Origin of the sequence: Sphingomonas crusticola (genome assembly GCF_003391115.1) — a bacterium.
Lineage (GTDB): Bacteria > Pseudomonadota > Alphaproteobacteria > Sphingomonadales > Sphingomonadaceae > Sphingomonas_I > Sphingomonas_I crusticola.
This window is the reverse complement of the sequence record NZ_QTJP01000001.1, coordinates 1,275,462-1,293,234: the sequence shown is the minus strand read 5'-3', so window position 1 is coordinate 1,293,234 and position 17,773 is coordinate 1,275,462. Positions and strand designations below refer to the sequence as shown.

Annotated in this window: 17 protein-coding genes; 9 read left to right on the top strand and 8 right to left on the bottom strand. The window is 65.8% G+C overall.

Going from position 1 to position 17,773, the window contains the following annotated elements:
• Positions 1 to 2: 2 nt before the first annotated feature.
• On the top strand, positions 3 to 740 hold the full coding sequence (locus DX905_RS06050) for a lysophospholipid acyltransferase family protein (RefSeq protein ID WP_116090543.1): 738 nt from the start codon (positions 3 to 5) through the stop codon (positions 738 to 740).
• A 40-nt stretch (positions 741 to 780) separates the two neighbouring features.
• Here the strand turns inward: DX905_RS06050 and DX905_RS06045 are convergent, their stop codons facing one another.
• Positions 781 to 1,497, bottom strand: a complete 717-nt coding sequence (locus DX905_RS06045; RefSeq protein WP_240320742.1) for a glycine zipper 2TM domain-containing protein — start codon at positions 1,495 to 1,497, stop codon at positions 781 to 783.
• 85 nt (positions 1,498 to 1,582) lie between these two features.
• On the bottom strand, positions 1,583 to 3,640 hold the full coding sequence (locus DX905_RS06040) for a TonB-dependent receptor (protein WP_116090542.1): 2,058 nt from the start codon (positions 3,638 to 3,640) through the stop codon (positions 1,583 to 1,585).
• Positions 3,641 to 3,838: 198 nt separating this feature from the next.
• On the opposite strand from DX905_RS06040, the gene DX905_RS06035 reads away from it, so the two are divergent.
• The gene (locus tag DX905_RS06035; protein WP_116090541.1) at positions 3,839 to 4,840 is read left to right on the top strand and encodes an SDR family oxidoreductase; all 1,002 of its coding nucleotides are present in this window, start codon (positions 3,839 to 3,841) and stop codon (positions 4,838 to 4,840) included.
• Between the two features lie 7 nt (positions 4,841 to 4,847).
• Here the strand turns inward: DX905_RS06035 and DX905_RS06030 are convergent, their stop codons facing one another.
• Together DX905_RS06030 and DX905_RS06025 are read right to left on the bottom strand one after the other, a co-directional pair.
• Positions 4,848 to 5,864: a sugar kinase gene (locus DX905_RS06030; protein ID WP_116090540.1), complete on the bottom strand. Its 1,017-nt coding sequence runs from the start codon at positions 5,862 to 5,864 to the stop codon at positions 4,848 to 4,850.
• A gap of 62 nt (positions 5,865 to 5,926) precedes the next feature.
• Positions 5,927 to 6,811, bottom strand: a complete 885-nt coding sequence (locus DX905_RS06025) for a DUF4861 family protein (protein WP_116090539.1) — start codon at positions 6,809 to 6,811, stop codon at positions 5,927 to 5,929.
• Positions 6,812 to 6,891: 80 nt separating this feature from the next.
• Between DX905_RS06025 and DX905_RS06020 the strand changes: the two genes are divergently transcribed.
• The 5 genes from DX905_RS06020 (at position 6,892) to DX905_RS06000 (ending at position 12,338) form a co-directional block, all read left to right on the top strand.
• Entirely contained in the window at positions 6,892 to 8,049 is a 1,158-nt protein-coding gene (locus DX905_RS06020; protein WP_116090538.1) for a glycoside hydrolase family 88/105 protein, read from the top strand.
• A 136-nt stretch (positions 8,050 to 8,185) separates the two neighbouring features.
• On the top strand, positions 8,186 to 8,695 hold the full coding sequence (gene paoA / locus DX905_RS06015; protein WP_116090537.1) for an aldehyde dehydrogenase iron-sulfur subunit PaoA: 510 nt from the start codon (positions 8,186 to 8,188) through the stop codon (positions 8,693 to 8,695).
• On the top strand, positions 8,692 to 9,633 hold the full coding sequence (locus DX905_RS06010) for an FAD binding domain-containing protein (RefSeq protein WP_116090536.1): 942 nt from the start codon (positions 8,692 to 8,694) through the stop codon (positions 9,631 to 9,633). Before paoA ends, DX905_RS06010 begins: the two co-directional genes overlap by 4 nt.
• Positions 9,630 to 11,843 (top strand): aldehyde oxidoreductase molybdenum-binding subunit PaoC, encoded by a 2,214-nt coding sequence (gene paoC / locus DX905_RS06005; RefSeq protein ID WP_116090535.1) that lies wholly within the window; start codon positions 9,630 to 9,632, stop codon positions 11,841 to 11,843. The genes DX905_RS06010 and paoC overlap by 4 nt, the downstream gene beginning before the upstream one ends.
• A gap of 33 nt (positions 11,844 to 11,876) precedes the next feature.
• Complete coding sequence (locus DX905_RS06000) at positions 11,877 to 12,338, top strand: NUDIX hydrolase (protein ID WP_116090534.1); 462 nt, start codon at positions 11,877 to 11,879, stop codon at positions 12,336 to 12,338.
• On the opposite strand, the gene DX905_RS05995 is transcribed toward DX905_RS06000, so the two are convergent.
• Together DX905_RS05995 and DX905_RS05990 are read right to left on the bottom strand one after the other, a co-directional pair.
• Complete coding sequence (locus DX905_RS05995) at positions 12,335 to 13,000, bottom strand: cyclase family protein (RefSeq protein WP_116090533.1); 666 nt, start codon at positions 12,998 to 13,000, stop codon at positions 12,335 to 12,337. The two genes, DX905_RS06000 and DX905_RS05995, sit on opposite strands and share 4 nt — an antisense overlap.
• A 17-nt stretch (positions 13,001 to 13,017) precedes the next feature.
• Positions 13,018 to 14,736: a glycoside hydrolase family 13 protein gene (locus DX905_RS05990; RefSeq protein ID WP_240320741.1), complete on the bottom strand. Its 1,719-nt coding sequence runs from the start codon at positions 14,734 to 14,736 to the stop codon at positions 13,018 to 13,020.
• Positions 14,737 to 14,837: 101 nt separating this feature from the next.
• Between DX905_RS05990 and fdhD the strand changes: the two genes are divergently transcribed.
• Positions 14,838 to 15,638 (top strand): formate dehydrogenase accessory sulfurtransferase FdhD, encoded by an 801-nt coding sequence (gene fdhD, locus DX905_RS05985; protein ID WP_116090532.1) that lies wholly within the window; start codon positions 14,838 to 14,840, stop codon positions 15,636 to 15,638.
• Complete coding sequence (locus tag DX905_RS05980; RefSeq protein WP_116090531.1) at positions 15,635 to 16,168, top strand: molybdenum cofactor guanylyltransferase; 534 nt, start codon at positions 15,635 to 15,637, stop codon at positions 16,166 to 16,168. Before fdhD ends, DX905_RS05980 begins: the two co-directional genes overlap by 4 nt.
• On the opposite strand, the gene DX905_RS05975 is transcribed toward DX905_RS05980, so the two are convergent.
• Complete coding sequence (locus tag DX905_RS05975; RefSeq protein WP_116090530.1) at positions 16,131 to 16,787, bottom strand: 2-dehydro-3-deoxy-6-phosphogalactonate aldolase; 657 nt, start codon at positions 16,785 to 16,787, stop codon at positions 16,131 to 16,133. The two genes, DX905_RS05980 and DX905_RS05975, sit on opposite strands and share 38 nt — an antisense overlap.
• Positions 16,784 to 17,668, bottom strand: a complete 885-nt coding sequence (locus DX905_RS05970) for a 2-dehydro-3-deoxygalactonokinase (protein ID WP_116090529.1) — start codon at positions 17,666 to 17,668, stop codon at positions 16,784 to 16,786. Before DX905_RS05970 ends, DX905_RS05975 begins: the two co-directional genes overlap by 4 nt.
• Positions 17,669 to 17,773 lie beyond the last annotated feature (105 nt).

Below are 17,773 nucleotides of genomic sequence, written 5' to 3'. Positions count from 1 at the left end.
TAATGTCCGCGAGGGCGGTGGGGCGTGTGCTGAGTATGGCCGGGCTGTTGCTGGTATGCCTGCCGGCCTGGGCAATCCTGCAACTGTTCGGGCGGGGCGCTGTCATGGTGCGCTTCTTCCTGGGCTGTGTCGGGTGGCTGCTTGGCCTTAGGATTAAGGTCGTTGGTCGGCCGGTGACCGGTAATGTACTCTATGCCGGCAATCACATTTCCTGGCTCGATATTCCCGCGATCGGCGGAACGACGCCCGCCCGCTTCATCGCCAAGTCGGAAATCGCGGGCTGGTCGCTGATCGGATGGCTCGCCAAGGTTGGCGGCAGTGTGTTCGTAGCGCGTCAGAAGCGCAGCGAAGCGCGCAAGCAAGCCAATGCGGTAACGGTGGCCTTGACCGAGGGTCGTCCGGTCGTGCTGTTCGCGGAGGCCGGTACTGGCGACGGGCTTAGCTTGACCCCGTTTCGGGCATCGTTGTTCGCCGCGGCCAACGAGGCCGGGGTCACGGTGCAGCCGCTCGCGGTCGATTATGGTGCGCGGGCAGGCGAGATCGCCTGGCCGCACGGTGCGGGCTTCACCAGCGAGCTGAAGCGTATGCTCAACCGCCCGGCGCCGGTGCGGGTGACATTGCATTTTCTGGCGCCGCTGGACGGCGCGCGGATCGACCGGAAACGATTGGCCAGCGAAACCTATGCGGCGGTCGCCAAGGCCTTGGGCTTTCACCCGCTAACGGGCGAAGTAAGCGCGTGAATGCCCGGCCGAATATGGCCGGGCACCCACATTTCTGGTCTTAACGACAGCGAACGTCGTTATTCTGCTCGATCGACTTACCAAGCAGGGCGCCGAGTGCACCGCCGATCAGGGTGCCGGCGGTACGGTTATGTCCACCGTCGATCACGTTGCCGAGGATGCCGCCACCTGCCGCGCCGACGATCAGACCGGTCGTGCCGTCATTGCGTTTGCAATAATAACGACCGTCCGAGCCGCGATAGATTTCGTCCTGCGACGACAGGCGGCGCTCGGAATAATTGGGCCCGTCACGATAGTAACGCGAAGCGTCGTAATTGGTGCGGAAACGCGGATCGTTGCCGGCATAGTAACCGGCACCGCCACTCGCATAACCTGCCCCATTGCGGCCATAGGCGGAATCGCCATTGTGACGCTGCCAGCGTAGGCGCTGACTCAGCGTATCCAGCCGCTGCTGGATCGCCACGCTACGGCTTGAATTCCAGCCACGGCGCAAGGCATCGCGGCGGATGTTGTTCAGCTCCAGCTGGGCATTGCGTGCCTCGCGCCGGCTAAGGCTGCCATCGGCCACGCCGCGATCGATCCGCTGCTGCAGGAACTGAATACGCTGGCGAGGGTCTGCCGGGGCGCCGCGCCAGAAGGCGTCGCGATCCCAATTCCCTGACGAGGCGCTGTTCCACCCGCCCGATGGCTGCGCGGTGAGCGGCATCGCGCCCAGCATCGCCAACACGGCCGCGCTGGCAAGAATGTTCATTTTCATCGTGTCTCTCCTAAGCTCGGACATGGGTCCGACCCGGACACAACACTTGGCAACCGAAACGGTGCCGTGACGAACGGGGCGCCCGCTAGGCGCCGAACCTGATCCCCAGCCACAAGGTACGCGGCGTCGCGCGTTCGATGGTGCCGTCGGAGGCCACGGTGGCCTCGATCCGGGCGTTGGTGACGTTTTCGGCGCGCGCCTCGATCGACAGATTATGTCCGATGGGAATGCCCGCCGTCAGATCGAGCGTGGTTGCGCTCTTGTCGGTGCGGCTATTCTGATCATCCTCATATTGCCCAGCCACGTAGCGCAACGTGGCGGAAGCCGAGAGGCCCCACAATTCCTCGCGGCCCAGCGTCGCCGAAAGCTGATGGCGCGGCGTCTGGGCGGGGCGCAGGCCGTCGAGCGCTGCCGAAAGACCCTCGCCGCGCACCCTGGCATCGACATAAGCGTAGGAGGCGGACAACCGCCATTGGCCATCCGTCACATGCGCTTCGAATTCGGCACCGTTCGAGCGGATCGCGTCGAGGTTACCGCGCTGGCGATAGACGCCGCCCGCTGCGACGAAGCCGACGCCTGGGAAGGTACCAGGCCCCGCGCCCAGCGTGATATTGCCGATCGCCTGATCGAGAACGTTGTGGAAAATCGTGCCGCTTACTTTGGTGTTGGCGAAGGGCGTCCAGTCGATACCCGCATCGACCCCCTTGAGCCGCTCCGGTCGAAGCGCGGGATTGGCGGCGGTGGCATCAGCGCCGGCGCGGAATGGACGATAGAGTTCGTTGAGCGTCGGCAGGCGCCAGCCGAGGTACGCGGCCGCGCGTGCGTGCCAATGGCGCGCCGGCCTCCACGCGATGCCGCCGCGGGCCGTCGTTTCGGTGCCGCTGCGATCGGCGTAATCCGTGTTGGTCACGAAGCCGCCGGTGGCCAGCGTGCGTTCGCGCAGGCGCCCGTCGGTGATCCACCAGCGGTCGATGCGGCCGCCGCCGGTGAGGATCAGGCGGTCGTCGAGCGGCCAGCTCAGATCGGCGAAGGCGCCGGCGGTGGTGGTACGCCCACCCGCCTCACGCTGGCGCGTCGGGGCACCGGCGACATAGGTGAAATATTCCTCGGTTTCGCCCTCGGTATAGCGCGCATCCGCGCCGAGGCGCAGCTCGAGATTGCCGCCGAGCGGCGGACGCAGTTCGATCCGCCCGCCGGCGCCGGTCGCCGGCACGTTGAACTGGTCGAGGGTCTGGGTGGCGGCGGTCCGGCCCGCATTGGCGCTGGCGAAGCCGGAATTGAACTTGCGCAGCTGGAGATAGGTCAGCGCCTCAAAACCCCAGCGGCCGCGGCCGACCAGCCGCAAGCTGGCATCCGCGCCCGTGGTGGCGTTTTCGGTGCCGGGTACGCCGCGGTTACGCTCGTCCCGCATCAGCAGCATGTTAGCTTGGAGCTCGGTTTCGCCTGACACGGGAAAGATGGCGCGCGCGTTGACCGAGCCCTGGCGGTAGGCGGCCGGCTGGTCGATCGGGCCGCGCTGGCTGGCGACGATCGGGATGAAGCCATCGCCGCGCTGATAGTTTGCGGACACGGTGGCAAAGCCCGCCCCAGCGGTGCTCGACAGGGAGGCGTCGGCATCGATCGCGTTGCGGCTGCCATAAGCGAAGGAGGCGGTTGCCGGCCGCAATTGCTCCGGCCCGGCGCTGTCGATCTCGATCGTGCCGGCGAGAGCGCCCGGCCCGTAAATCCCGCTGCCGCCGCCGCGCGTAACGCGGATCTCGCCGAGGCGGGAGGGATCGAAAGCGGTAAAGGTCGCCCAACCGCCGAACGGATCGATCTGCGGCACGCCGTCGAGCACGATGAGTGCGCGCGACGACGCATTGCCGCCAAGTCCGCGCAGCGTCGCGCCTTGGCTGGTGGGATGCGCCGAACGGGCATCGGACCGCCGATATTGCTGGAAGCCGGCGACGTCGCGCAGCACATCCTCGAGCCTGCCGCTGGCGGTCGAGTTCAGCCGTGCCCGATCGATCGTGACAACGTCATAGGCGGCATCGCCTGCCACCTGCGCCAGGCCCCGCCCCGTGACGACAATTTCGGTATAAGATTCGGTGGCGGGAGCCACGATCTCGGTCGGGGCGGCGGGGGGCGGGACGGCTGCGGGCATCGGCGCCTCTTAGCGGCGAGCGCGCGCTTGTGCAGATTATTTCGGCGGCCCGTGCCGCGTGATGGAACGCCCCTAAGGCGCGGTCCGTTTCGCAGCTTCCTCAACGAGTTGCGTCGGGGGCGCCGGTGGCCGCCAGGGCGCGTCACAGCGAACGCGACAGTGCAAAGCAGGTAGCCCGCAACCCGGAGAATAGTCTCAATGCGTTATCATCTTCGTCCGCTGCACGAACAGGTCATGGTGATCACCGGCGCCAGTTCGGGGATTGGCCTCGACACCGCGAAAATGGCCGCGGCCGCGGGTGCCAAGGTGGTGTTGGTCGCGCGCGACGAGGCCGCGCTCGCCAATGCCGTCGCGGAGATCGAGCAGGCCGGGGGCGTTGCTGCCTTCGCGGTCGCCGACGTCGGCGTGCCGGAAGAGGTGGAGGCTGCCGCGGCCCTGGCGATCGCACGGTTCGGCCGGATCGACACCTGGGTCAACGATGCCGGCGTGGCGATCTACGCAATGCTGCGCGACACGCCGATCGCGGAACATGAGCAGCTTTTCCGCACCAATTATTTCGGCGTGGTCAACGGTGCGACCGCGGCGCTTCGACACATGCGCGCATCCGGTGGGGCGCTGATAACGGTGGGCTCGATCGCATCCGATCTGCCATCGCCCGTGATGGCTGCCTATGCGGCGTCGAAACATGCCGTGAAGGGCTATATCAATTCGCTGCGGATCGAGCTGGTGACGGAGCAGGTCCCGGTTTCGGTCACGCTGGTGAAGCCGGGCGGAATCGATACCCCGATCGGCCAGCATGCCGCCAATCATATGGGACATGAGGCGCTGATCCCGCCGCCGGTCTACGATCCCGATCTGGTCGCGCAGGCGATCCTGGAGGGGGCCGAGCATCCGCGGCGGGAGATCACGATCGGCGGGGTGCCGCGCTTGCAGGTCCTGATCGGGACCCATTTCCCCGGATTGCTCGACCATCTGGCGCGCTTCCTGATTCCGGCGCTGACCGATCCGAGCCGGCCGCCGACGCCCAGCGACAATATGTCGGCGCCTGCCAATGAAGGCCGCGTGCGATCGGGCATCAAATCCGGGCGCAGCTTCAGCCTCTACACGTGGGCGGCGCGACACCGGGTGGTGACAGGGCTTGGCCTGGCCGCCCTGGCCGGGACGGCAATGACGCTCGCGGCGAGGCGGTCTTCGCAATAACGCGCGGCTAGCGCCGCACGTCGAGCCCGCCCTCGAGGAAAGCGGCAATATCGCGCCGGGTGAACAGGCTCGCATCGCCGGGCAGGCTATGTTTGAGCGCGGTCAGCGCCAGCCCGGCGCGGGCCACGTCTTCCAGGCTCAGGCCTTCGATCAGCCCGTGCAGCACGCCCGCCGCGAAGCTGTCGCCGCCACCGATCCGATCGACAATGCCGGAAATGGCGAGCTCGTCGGTCTGGAAGCCACGTTCGGGCGTATCGATCCGCGCGGCAAGGCGATGGCGGTCGCTATCCTCGACATGGCGCGCCGTCGACGCAATCAGCCTGAGGCCGGGGAAAGCCATGAAAGCGGCTTCGGCGGCCTCGCGCCGGCGCTGTTCGCCGTCGCCGGAAAAATGGCGATCGAGCAGCAACGCGACATCCTGATGGTTGCCGAACATGATGTCCGCCTGCGCCACCAGTTGGGACAGTGTCTCGCGCGGGCGGCCATCCCAGGCCTCCCACAATTTGCCACGCCAATTGCCGTCGAACGAGATCGGTACGCCCAGGCGCGTCGCGGCAGCCGCCGCGGCCAGCGCCGCTTGGGTGCCGTTGGGCCCGAGCGCCGGCGTGATGCCGGACAGATGCAGCCGGGCGGCATCGCCCAGGACGGCATCCCAGTCCCAAATTTCGGGCGGGGCGTCGGCAAAAGCGGAATGCGCGCGATCGTAAATCACTTCCGTGGCGCGCAACCCGGCACCGGGCGTCACGAAATAGAGGCCCATGCGCCCGTCGCGGCGCTGGATGCCCGAAACGTCGATACCATGCGAGCGCAGCGCCTGCACGGCCGCGTCGCCCAACGGCGTCGCCGGCACCGCCGTCACCATCCGGGTGGGATGATCGAGCCGCGCGAGGCCGGTCGCGACATTGGCCTCGGCACCGGCGACCCACACGTCCAGCTTCGCCGATTGCAGCAGTAACTCGCGGTTGGGCGGCGAGAGGCGCAGCATGATCTCGCCAAAGAAGACGATCGGCTTGGCGGGAGACATAAAACGGGCGGCCCTTTCGATTCTGCCCGGCTTCTTAAGCACCGCCGGGGCGGCACGGCAAATCAGTGGCGCGGATCGAAATCGGGCCGTTGCGCACGGACATAGCGGGTCCAGGAATTACGATCATGAAAGTCGGGTCCGCCATCCCAGGCCGCGCCCGAATAATAGACGAACGGCACGCCGGGCCGTTGGCGCAGGAGGATCAGATAATTGTCGGCATCCTCGGTGATGCGGACCAGGCTTTTCGGATCGAACAGGATCGCCACCGCCATCGATCCCTTGCCTTCGGCGGGTAGGCTCCACACGCTCAAGAAGCCGTGGGCCGGGTCCCTGAGCACATCTTCCCTGCCCGGGCCGGTAGTGTGCTTGCCGATGCCGATGCCAACCACCAGCGGACCCGCCGTGCTCGACTGCAGCGTCGAGACGAGCCGGGTGAAGCTGGTGCCGAGCGGGAGCGTGAATCTGCGCGTCTCGCGGACGTTGCGCACGATATCGACCGGCCAGGGCGCATAACTTACCTCGAAGCTGGCGACTTTGGGCCCGGGATTGAGGATGCGGACGACGCGATAATTGCGCGAGGTCCATAATTTATTGTCGTACCAGATGCCCAGCCCTCCGGCACCGCGGCCGGTGCGCACGTCGTAAAAGTCCAGCCCTTCGCCATGTTCGGCATGCTGGTCGCCCGAACGCAGCTGACGGTCCATGAAGGGCCAGCGGACCGATTTGCCCCAGGCGTCGATCCCGGAGCCCGACGGCGGCTCCGCGGCCTCCAGCGCGTGGCCGTAAATGCGATGCGCGGTCCGGTCATTTTCCCACAGCACGTCGTCGTAGCGATAGGGTGCGATCTGGACCCGTGCCTGGGCTTCGCGGGTAGGCGGGGGTGAAAGGCGGTCGGCATGCGCCGATGACGCCAGCAGTACCGCAAGCAAGGCAAGACGACGGACCATATAGCCTCCCGCTCAGCTCTTTTTCGGGCATGACCCTGCCGCCCGGGGCTGATAGCCACAGGCCATAACGGAGAGGTGCGATGACAACCAGAGCAGCGATATACGGGCTCATGGCGGCGCTGACGCTGCTGCCGGTGCGCGTTGCGGCGCAAGCGGTGGATCCACGCATTGCGGCCGAGCGGCTTGCCGACTGGCAATTGGCCCGCCTGCATCAGACAGACGGCATGTCGCGCAACGTCGAGGAGACGGCCGATGCGCGATCCTGGATGCGCGCCGCCTTCTGGATCGGTCTGACCGCGCTGGCTGATCGCGATCCGCAGCCGCGCTTCCGCGACGCATTGCTGGCCATGGGCAAGTCCAACGGCTGGGCGAGCGACGCGCGGCCTTATCACGCGGATGCGCAGGCGATCCTCCAGCCTTACCTGTGGGCGGTCAAGAACGGGGCCGGGCCGGCGGCACGAGGGCCGGCGCGCGCCAAATTCGATTATATCCTGGCGCATCCGCCACGCACGACGCTGGCCTTCTATTCGCCACCCGGCAGTTACGACGCGACCGAATGCCTGACCCGCTGGTGCTGGTGCGACGCTTTGTTCATGGCGCCGGCCGGCTGGATCGAGATGAGCCGGCAGACCGGCGACCGGCGCTACGCGGCGTTCGCGCTGAAGGAATTCTGGGCGACCACCGACTTTCTTTACGATCCCAAAGAGCGGCTCTTCTATCGCGACAGCCGCTTCTTCGAACGGCGCGATGCCCAGGGCCGCAAATTGTTCTGGGCGCGTGGCAATGGCTGGGTGATTGCCGGCATGGCGCGCACCATCCCGCTGCTGCCCAAAAACAGTCCCGACCGCATCAGGATGGAAGGTCTGTTTCGTGAGATGGCGGCACGGCTGGTCCCGCTCCAGAAGCCCGACGGGACTTGGCCGCCATCTTTGCTCGCGCCGGAAAACTCGCCGCCCGAAAGCAGCGGCACCGGCTTCTTCACCTACGGTCTGGCGTGGGGGATCGAGGCGGGATTGCTCGATCGCGCAGGCTATGAGCCGGCGGTGCGCAAGGGCTGGGCGGCGCTCGTCCGCGCGATCCAGCCGGATGGCCGTCTCGGCTGGGTCCAGCAGGTGAGCGATCAGCCGGACAGGGTGGCGGCGTCGGACACGCAATTTTACGGCGTAGGCGCCTTCCTGCTCGCGGCGAGCGCGATCGATGCGCTCGATGGCAATAAGCGCGGACCCGCTTTACGTTAGGCGCGTTCCCACCCGAGCGGGAGCTGCCTTGATCGATTCCAACAACGTGATCCGGCGGAATTGTGACGGGAAGCGCGGCTGTCGCTGCCGCGCCGCTCTCGCCAGGCAACCCGCTATCTGAAAGACGCACGCCCGCATGACACCGACGATGCAGCTCAGCCTGACCGTGAACGGCAACCCCCGAACGCTCACGCTCGATCCGCGCGTGACCTTGCTCGACGCGTTGCGCGAGCATCTTCACCTGACCGGAAGCAAGAAGGGTTGCGATCACGGCCAGTGCGGGGCCTGCACGGTCATCGTCGAAGGGCGGCGGATCAATTCCTGCCTATCACTGGCGGTGATGCATGACGGCGAAGAGGTGACGACGATCGAAGGCCTGGGATCGCCCGACCAGCTCCACCCGATGCAGGCGGCGTTCGTGAAGCATGACGGCTTCCAGTGCGGCTATTGCACTCCCGGCCAGATCTGCTCGTCGGTGGCGATGCTGGGCGAGATCGCCGACGGCATTCCGAGCCACGTGACCGAAGACCTGATGCAGGTCGACTTTTCGGATGCGGAGGTGCGCGAGCGGATGAGCGGCAATATCTGCCGCTGCGCCGCTTATCCCAACATCATCGACGCCATTCGCGAGGTGCAGGAGGCATGAGGCCTTTCACCTATGAACGCGCCACCAGCCCGCAGGCCGCGGCTGCAGCCGCGGCGCAGCAGCCGGGCGCCAAGTTCATCGCCGGCGGCACCAACCTGCTCGACCTGATGAAGCTGCAGATCGAGACGCCGACCCATCTGATCGACGTCAATCATCTCGGCCTCGACCGGATCGAGGAAAGTGGCGACGGCGGGCTGCGCATCGGGGCGCATGTCCGCAACACCGATCTCGCCGCCGACCAAAGGGTGCGAAAGGATTATGCGGTGCTCAGCCGCGCCTTGCTCTCCGGCGCGAGCGGCCAGTTACGCAACAAGGCCACCACCGCCGGTAATTTGCTGCAGCGGACGCGTTGCCCCTATTTTTACGACACGTCCAAACCCTGCAACAAGCGCACGCCCGGATCGGGCTGCTCTGCGATCGGCGGCTTCAGCCGCAACCATGCGATCATGGGCGTGAGCGAGACCTGCATCGCCACCCAGCCGTCCGACATGGCGGTCGCGATGCGGGTGCTGGACGCGACGGTGGAGACGATCAGCCCGAGCGGTGCCGCGCGCACCATTCCGCTGGCCGAATTCCACCGCCTTCCCGGCGACACCCCGCATATCGAAACGGTGCTGCAGCCGGGCGAACTGATCACCGGCGTGGTGCTGCCCAGGCCCCTTGGCGGCAAGCATATCTACCGCAAGGTGCGCGACCGAGCCTCCTACGCTTTCGCTAACGTCTCGGTGGCGGCGGTGATCGGCGACGGCTTCCAGCGCTTCGCTTTCGGCGGTCTCGCACACAAGCCGTGGCGGGTCGAGGCAGCGGAACGCGAGCAGGGGGCGGAGCGGATCGCCGAGGTTGCGCTCGATGGTGCCCGGACTACCCCGCTCAACGCTTACAAGACCATTCTGACGCGACGGACGCTGAATGCGGTGCTGCGGGAGGAACGGGCATGAGCCAGCTTCGCTTCGACCAGCCCGCCGGACCCAATCCGATCGACCATGGCCGCGTGGTGGGCGTCGCCCACGATCGCGTTGACGGGCCGCGCAAGGTGACCGGTCATGCGCCTTACGCCTATGAATATCATGCCGAGGTGCCGAACGCGGCTTATGGCTACATCGTCACCTCGGGCATCGCCAAGGGGCGCATTTCCGCGATCGACACGAGCGAGGCTGAGGCGGCGCCGGGCGTGCTGTTGGTGATGACGCATCTCAACGCGCCAAAACAGGGCCCGAAGAAGGGGGATTTCGCCCCGCAACTGGTGAGCCCGGAAATCAGCTACTACCACCAGCCGGTCGCTCTGGTCGTGGCGGAGACGTTCGAGCAGGCGCGCGACGCCGCGCATCTGGTGCGCATCTCTTATGCGGTCGAAGATGGCCGGTTCGATCTGGAGCAGGAAAAACCGAACGCCTACCGGCCGAGCGACGAACAGGCGCAGGGTCCGCCGGACAGCCATGCAGGCGATTTCGACGCTGGCTATGCGGCCGCGCCGATCAAGCTCGACGTCACCTACACGACGCCCGACCAGAGCCACATGATGATGGAGCCGCACGCCACCATCGCGCGCTGGGACGATGACCGGCTGACGGTGTGGACGTCCAACCAGATGGTCAATTGGGCGGTGCGCGATCTGGCGGGCACGCTGCTGATTCCCAAGGACAGGGTTCGCGTCGTCTCCGCTTTCGTGGGCGGCGGGTTCGGTGCCAAATTGTGGATTCAGGCCGACGCGACGCTTGCCGCAATCGGTGCACGCAAGCTCGGCCGTCCCGTCAAGCTGGCGATCGCGCGTCCACAGATCATGAACAATACGACGCACCGCCCGGCGACGATCCAGCGGTTGCGTTTCGGAGCGGAGGCCAACGGGCGGCTACTGGCGATCGGGCATGAGAGCTTGAACGGCAACCAGCATGACGGCGCGGTCGAGACCGCGACCGGGCAGACCAAGCAGCTTTATGGCGGCAAGGATCGGATGACCGCGCTGCGTTTCGTCGATCTGGATTTGCCGGTCGGCAACGCCATGCGCGCGCCCGGCGAAGCCGTCGGCCTGCTCGCGCTGGAATGTGCGATGGACGAGCTGGCGGAAAAGGTTGGCGTCGATCCGGTCGAACTGCGCATCATGAACGACGTGCAATATGATCCGGAGAAGGGACCCGAGACGCCATTCTCGACCCGCAAGCTGGTCGAATGCCTGCGCACCGGCGCGGACAAGTTCGGCTGGTCGCGGCGCCAGGCCGAGCCGGGCCGGACGCGCGACGGGAAATGGCTGATCGGCTACGGCGTCGCCTCCGCCTTCCGCTCCAACCTGACGATGGATTCCAATGCGCGGGTGACCTTGCAATCCGACGGCACGGTGCTGGTGGAAACCGATATGACCGACATCGGCACCGGCAGCTACACAATCATCGCCCAGACTGCGGCCGAGATGATGGGCGTCCAGATCGGTCAGGTCGAAGTGAGGCTGGCGGATTCCACCTTCCCGACTTCCTCGGGCTCGGGCGGCTCGTGGGGCGGCAACAGCTCGACCGCCGGCGTCTATGCCGCGTGCGAGGCGCTGCGCCAGCAGGTCGCGCAGAAAGCAGGATTCAACGTTTCAGACGTGACCTTTGCTGATGGGACGGTGCGCTCGGGCGGCCGCTCCGTACCGCTGGCGCAGGTGGCCGGAACCGAAGGGATCGCGGTCGAAGGCGGGATAAAGTTCGGCGACCTCACCGACAAATATGCCCAGGCGAGTTTCGGCGCGCATTTCTGCGAGGTCGGCGTCGACAGCGATACCGGTGAGGTGCGCGTACGGCGCATGCTGACGGTGGCCGCCGCCGGCCGCATCCTCAACCCCAAGACTGCGCGCAGCCAATGCCTCGGCGGGATGACCATGGGTATAGGCGCGGCGCTGATGGAGGAATGCGTCGTCGACACACGCTTCGGCTATTTCGTGAACCACGATCTCGCCGAATATCATGTGCCGGTGCATGCCGACATTCCGGCACTCGAGGTGATCTTCCTGGAGGAGGTGGACGATAAATCGTCGCCGATGAAGGCCAAGGGTATCGGCGAACTCGGTATTTGCGGGGTAGGTGCGGCGGTCGCCAATGCAGTGTACAATGCAACTGGTGCTCGCATCCGCGATTATCCCCTGACGATGGACAAAATATTGCCCCACCTGACGTGATGCGCGGCTTTCCTCCTGCCCGATTGCCCGACCGTGGCCGAACATAGCGCGGGAATCCTGCTCTACCGGCGGGGAAGCAATGGCTTGGAGGTGCTGCTCGTCCATCCCGGCGGCCCGTTCTGGCGGCGCAAGGATGCCGGTGCCTGGCAGATCCCGAAGGGTAAGATCGACGAGGGCGAGGAATTGCTGGAAGCAGCATTGCGCGAGTTCGAGGAAGAGCTGGGCGTCTCCCCCACCGGCACGGCGCGTCCGCTTGGCCGCGTGCGGCAGGCGGCGGGCAAATTGGTCGACGCTTTTGCGCTGGAGGGCGATCTCGATGCGGATGCGATTGCCAGCACGAATTTCGAAATGGAATGGCCGCCCAAGTCGGGCGCGATGCGGAGCTTTCCCGAGGTGGATCGCGCCGCATGGTTTACGATGGCGGAAGCGCGCGAAAAAATGCTCGTCAGCCAGCGCCCCTTGCTCGACCAGCTCGAAGAGCAGCTGAACGGTTAAGGCAGCAAAGCGAAGGCGCGAACCGGGAAGGTCCCGAAGCCCGCCACCTTGGGCGGCACGGCACAGAAGCGCGCGCCGGTCGGCGGGAGCGCAGCGAGGTTCGTCATATGCTCGCAAATCGGGATGTTGCGGCCGAGCAGGATTGAATGGGCCGGTCGTGTCCGGCCGCGTGTGTCGTCGATATTGTGCGAATCGATGCCGACCAGGGCCGCGCCGGCGTCCGCCAATACCCCGGCGGCGGCTTCGGTGAGATAGGGGTGGTTCTCGAAATAAAGGTCGGTGCGCCAGTGGCGGTCCCAGCCGGTGTGGAGCAATACGGCTTTGCCCGCGAAATCGAGGCCGGTCAGCATCGCGGGTTCGATCGCGATCCCCTCGCTCAGGTCCGGCGACACGACCAAAGTATCGAGATGGGCAAGCTGGTCGAGGTGCAGACCCGCCAGATCCGCGCCGTCTGCGTAGCGATGGAACGGGCTGTCGAGATAGGTGCCGGTATTGCCGACCATCTCGATCCGCTGGATCGCGAATTCCGTGCCGGGCTCATAATGCGCGCGCGACGCCTCCCGCGACAGATAGTCGCACACCAGCGGCGCGGGCAGACCCTTGTAGGTCACCATGCCTGCTTCGATGCTGTGCGAAAGATCCACCAGGACGGGCTTGTCCAACGTTCGACCCTCCGTGCTCAGGATAATTCCACGACCATCACACCGAGCGGTGCGATATGGATCGTGGTGCCATCGATGCTGGCGCGGTTCTGGACGATGATTCGGCCTGTTTTGCCGCCGCCCGCGCGGGCGAGCGGCACGTCCGCCGCATTGGCCGAGAAATTAAGCAGGGTCAGCACGCGCTTGCCGCCGCCGCTGCGGACATAGGACAGGACGTCCGGATTGGCGCGGTCGACCATCGCCATGTCCCCCGCCAAAGCGGGATTGATGCGGCGCTCCGCGATCAGCGTTCGATAAAGCGACAGCACGGATGCGGGATCGTCCTTTTCGACAGCGACATTGCGGGTGGTAAAGTCAGGAGCCACCGGCAGCCACGGCCGGGCCCCCTTGTTGAAGCCGGCATTGGTGCTGGCATCCCATTGCATCGGGGTGCGCTCGCCGTCGCGGCCTTTCTCCTTCGGCCAGCCTTTCTTACCGATGATGTCCTGCACGTCTTCAACACGCTGGGGATCATTGTTCACCATCCCCAGCTCCTCGCCATAATAAAGGATCGGGGTTCCGCGCAGCGTCAGCAGCATCGCACCGGTGATCTTGGCCATGTCATCGCTGCTCGTGCCGGGGGGCAATGTGTAGCGGCTCGGCGCGCGGCGCTGATCGTGATTGTTGAGCGCAAAGGTCGGCCAGCCGCCGACGGGGTTGTTCTCGACCGCCTCGATCCGCGGCCTGAGTGCACCGGCCGTGATCGGCTGCACCCCGATCAGGCTCAGGAACATCGGCATCTGCAGCTCGTCATTATGGGCGCCGTAGAAGCGCGTGAGCTCGGGTGCGGTCGCGACATAGGTCTCGCCGATCAGCACGCGTCCGGGATAGCGATCGATCACCTGCTGGCGCAGGCGCTGCAGCGCGATGTGCATTTCCGGCTGCTCGGTATTGTTGATGCGGTTCTGTTCGGGCAGGCCGAAGGCGTCGGTGCCGGGTGCGGGCGGGTTATCCTTGAGATCCGCGCGCTCGAACATGGTGCCCACCGCATCGAGGCGATAGCCATAGACGCCCCGCTTCAGCCACCACTCGGCGGCGTCGAACATCGCCTTTTCGACCTTGGGGTTGCGCCAGTTAAGATCGGGCTGCTGCGGATAGAAGAAATGGTAATAATATTGACCGGTCTTGGGGTCCTTGTCCCAGGCCGAACCGCCGAACAGCGATGTCCAGTTATTGGGTGGGCTGCCGTCCGGCTTCGGATCGCGCCAGACGTAGAAATCGCGATAGGGATTGTCGCGGCTGGCGCGCGATTGCCGGAACCAGCTGTGCTGGTCCGAGGAATGATTGATCACGAAATCGAGGATGAGCTTGACGCCGCGGTCCTTGCCCTTGGCGATCAGCGCGTCGACGTCGGCGACCGTGCCGAATTGCGGGTCGACCCCATTATAATCCGCCACATCATAGCCGAAATCGGCCTGCGGGCTGGGGAACATCGGCGTCATCCAGATCGCGTCGATGCCGAGATCGGCGAGATAATCGAGCCGGCCCGTAATACCCTTTATGTCGCCGATGCCGTCATTGTTGCTGTCGGCAAAGCTGCGCGGATAGAGCTCGTAAATGACGGCTTTCTTCCACCAGTCGTTCGCGCCGGCCGCGGCATTGGCCGGCATCGCCACCGGCGCCGCGGCGAGGGGGACGGCACTGGCCGCCGAAAGCATCGCTGTGGCCATGAGCCGCGCCGCATTCACCATCCGCATCCACATTTCTCCTGCTCGGCCGCAACCTGCCACAGCTAGCTGCTGGCTCGTGCGCCTAGCATAGAATATCGCACGCAGATGGGAATGCGGGTTCAGGCAAAGTGAGCGGCGGCGGCACTTTCAGGCAGGTGGATTTTTGCCGGATCGCTGCAGAGGGCGACCGCTCCCTGATCGGGCGCTCGGTGGCGGTCGAACGGCCGATCGCGATCGAGTTCAACGGCATCGGCTATGCCGTGATGATGGCAAGTCCCGCCGACCTCGACGATTTCGCCGTTGGCTTCGCATTCAGCGAACGCCTCATCGGCGGGCTGGCGGACATTGTCGACATCCAGCACCACTCTACCCTCAACGGTGATGTCCTGCGCGTCACGCTGCAACCATCGTGCAGCGAAAGGCTGCTGGGGCGCGTGCGCCATCGGATTTCGGAATCCGCTTGCGGATTGTGCGGCATCGAGAATCTGGAACAAGCCTTGCGCCCATTGCCGGAAGTGACGGCAACCGCAAACGCAACAGACAGCGCCATCTTCCGCGCACTGGCAGACCTGCGCGAAAGGCAGCCGCTCAATCGCGAAACCGGCGCGGTTCATGCCGCGGCCCAGTGTGCGGACGACGGACGCATCCTGCGCGTGCGCGAAGATGTCGGCCGGCACAACGCGTTCGACAAGCTGATCGGCGCGATGCGGCGCGCCGACGCTGCTTGGGATGGCGGCTTCGCATTGCTTTCGTCGCGCTGCTCCTATGAACTGGTCGAGAAGGCCGCACTCGCCGATTGCCCGATGCTGGTGACGATTTCGGCGGCGACCGATCTGGCGATCCAGCGTGCCCAATCCTGTGGGCTTAGTCTGATCGTGCTGGCACGGTCCGATGCCGTATTGGCGCTTGCCCCGCTGGATCGCGGATGAGGCTGCTCGGCGCGATCCTCGCGGGCGGCAGGTCGTCGCGGTTCGGCAGCGACAAGGCGCTGGCCATGCTGGGCAGCCAGGCGCTGATCGCGCATGCTGGTGCCTCGCTTCAGGATTTCGTCGCGGAAACGATCGTCTGCGGACGCGCGCAGCCGATCGCGGGCAGGACTGCGATTGCCGATTGGCCGGCCACCGATCTCGGCCCGCTCGGCGGATTATGCGGCGCGCTGCGTCACGCCGCACTGCACGATTATCCTGCCGTCATTTCGATCGGATGCGACATGCCGATACTTCCGGCCGGCCTGATCGAACGGTTGGCCGGCGCGGGGGGCGCCGCCTACGTCGTCGAGGCGCCGATCCTTGGATATTGGCCAACGCGTTTAGCGATGTCGCTGGAGCGGCATCTGTCCCAGGGTGGAGACCGGTCGATCCGACGGTGGGCCGCCATGATCGGCGCTACGCCGCTCGAGGCCGGGGCCCCTATCCCGAACGTCAACCGGCCTGAGGACCTTGCGAACCTGCAAGCCTGATAGCCCGCACGAAATCCTGCGCCTGTGCGCTGACCTGCTCCGCCGTCTGCCCAGGCTTGTACAAGGCCGATCCGAGGCCGAAGCCGTTGGCGCCTGCTTCCAACCATCTGCTCACCGCTTCCGGTTTCACCCCGCCGACAATGATCAACGGGACGTCCTTCGGCAACACGGCGCGCTGCGCACGCACGACTGCGGGCGTCGCCGCTTCGGCCGGAAACAGCTTGAGGATGTGCGCGCCGGCTTTGAGCGCCGCGAAGGCCTCGCTTGGGGTAAAGTAGCCGGGCGCGGATACCATACCCGCGGCGGCGCTGGCGGCGATGACTTCGAGATCGCTGGATGGCGAGACGATGATGCGCCCGCCGGCCGCCGCAACCTGCCCGACTTGGGCGACGGTCAGCACCGTTCCCGCGCCGACGATGGCGCGCTCGCCAAGATGCTGGGCAAGCGTTTCGATGCTGCGCAACGGATCGGGCGAATTGAGCGGCACTTCGATGATGCCGATTCCGGCGTTTACCAGCGCATCGCCGATCGCGATGATCTCGTCGGGCCTGACCCCGCGCAGGATGGCGATGAGCGGGCATTCCGCCAGCTTGTCTCGGAAGAGTTCGAGCGCCGTCATGCAAGCTTCTCCGCTATAGCCCTAATACCGGCGAGGAACGCCTGTTCCCCGTCAATCTCGCGATAGTCCCGGCCGATATGGTCGAGCGCCGCACCGTAGAGGCGGGTCAAGGCCGGATCGCCGATCAGCGCGACCGGCCCGGCGGGCACAATTTCAAGTCCGATTGCCACATCCGCCCCGATCAGCAGGCCGCTGACATAGGAGGCCGCGTCTTGCGGCTGGAGCCGGCCTAACAGGATCTGCGCGCGCGTTCCGAACAGATCTGCCGTCAAGGCGCGCTCGAAAAAGCCATGCTGGACGCCGTCGCGAAAGGCCTCACCGTCGACCACCGGCCGGTCCATCTGCGCGGCCAGGATGGAATGCGTGCGCAGCAGCGCGAACAATTCGCCGGTCATGACGGTACGGAAGTCGACGAGCGCGCCGCCCTTGAGCTGTGCCCATTTGGCATGGGTACCGGGATGGCACAGGCCGGCATCCGGAGGCACAAGGCCCGCGGCCGCGGCGCCCAGCATCTGCACCTCTTCGCCCCGCATGACGTCGACCCTGCCGGTTCCCGACACGCATGCTCCGGGGACGATTGCCGTGCGGCCAGGTTCGACCCAGGCGAGCTGCTCGGCGAGATCGGCCAATGTCACCGGGCAGGGCAGATAAGGCACCTCTATCCAGCCTCGGTTCGAGCCGATCATGCCCGCTAGCAGAAACAGCCGATCGCCATGGGTCGCGCGCAATGCGTGCATCATTCCGGGAAAGCCGCCCGGCCGAACCGCCGTCACGCCCAGCGCGTCCGCCTCACGGCTAATGACCTCGCCAGCCCCGTCCAGGGCAAAGATGCGGCGATTGGTTGTGCCCCAATCGATCGTGACCAGTCCCGCGCCGCCCATTCCAGCCCCGCAACAATTATATTAGAATTGTCAGGGTAATTAGGGGGCGATGCGCAACAGCGCAATCGACCTGCTCGGACGCTTATGGGGATCGCGGTCGGGCAA

Bases quoted from the DNA above. Each gene is read 5' to 3' on its own strand.
- DX905_RS05970 (WP_116090529.1), bottom strand. From the start codon at position 17,668: ATGGGCGGCGCGGGACTGGTCACGATCGATTGGGGCACAACCAATCGC.
- DX905_RS06020 (WP_116090538.1), top strand. From the start codon at position 6,892: ATGACAACCAGAGCAGCGATATACGGGCTCATGGCGGCGCTGACGCTG.
- paoA (WP_116090537.1), top strand. From the start codon at position 8,186: ATGACACCGACGATGCAGCTCAGCCTGACCGTGAACGGCAACCCCCGA.
- DX905_RS06030 (WP_116090540.1), bottom strand. From the start codon at position 5,864: ATGTCTCCCGCCAAGCCGATCGTCTTCTTTGGCGAGATCATGCTGCGC.
- DX905_RS06025 (WP_116090539.1), bottom strand. From the start codon at position 6,811: ATGGTCCGTCGTCTTGCCTTGCTTGCGGTACTGCTGGCGTCATCGGCG.
- DX905_RS06010 (WP_116090536.1), top strand. From the start codon at position 8,692: ATGAGGCCTTTCACCTATGAACGCGCCACCAGCCCGCAGGCCGCGGCT.
- DX905_RS06035 (WP_116090541.1), top strand. From the start codon at position 3,839: ATGCGTTATCATCTTCGTCCGCTGCACGAACAGGTCATGGTGATCACC.
- DX905_RS06050 (WP_116090543.1), top strand. From the start codon at position 3: ATGTCCGCGAGGGCGGTGGGGCGTGTGCTGAGTATGGCCGGGCTGTTG.
- DX905_RS06045 (WP_240320742.1), bottom strand. From the start codon at position 1,497: ATGAAAATGAACATTCTTGCCAGCGCGGCCGTGTTGGCGATGCTGGGC.
- paoC (WP_116090535.1), top strand. From the start codon at position 9,630: ATGAGCCAGCTTCGCTTCGACCAGCCCGCCGGACCCAATCCGATCGAC.
- DX905_RS05990 (WP_240320741.1), bottom strand. From the start codon at position 14,736: ATGCGGATGGTGAATGCGGCGCGGCTCATGGCCACAGCGATGCTTTCG.
- DX905_RS05975 (WP_116090530.1), bottom strand. From the start codon at position 16,787: ATGACGGCGCTCGAACTCTTCCGAGACAAGCTGGCGGAATGCCCGCTC.
- DX905_RS05980 (WP_116090531.1), top strand. From the start codon at position 15,635: ATGAGGCTGCTCGGCGCGATCCTCGCGGGCGGCAGGTCGTCGCGGTTC.
- DX905_RS06040 (WP_116090542.1), bottom strand. From the start codon at position 3,640: ATGCCCGCAGCCGTCCCGCCCCCCGCCGCCCCGACCGAGATCGTGGCT.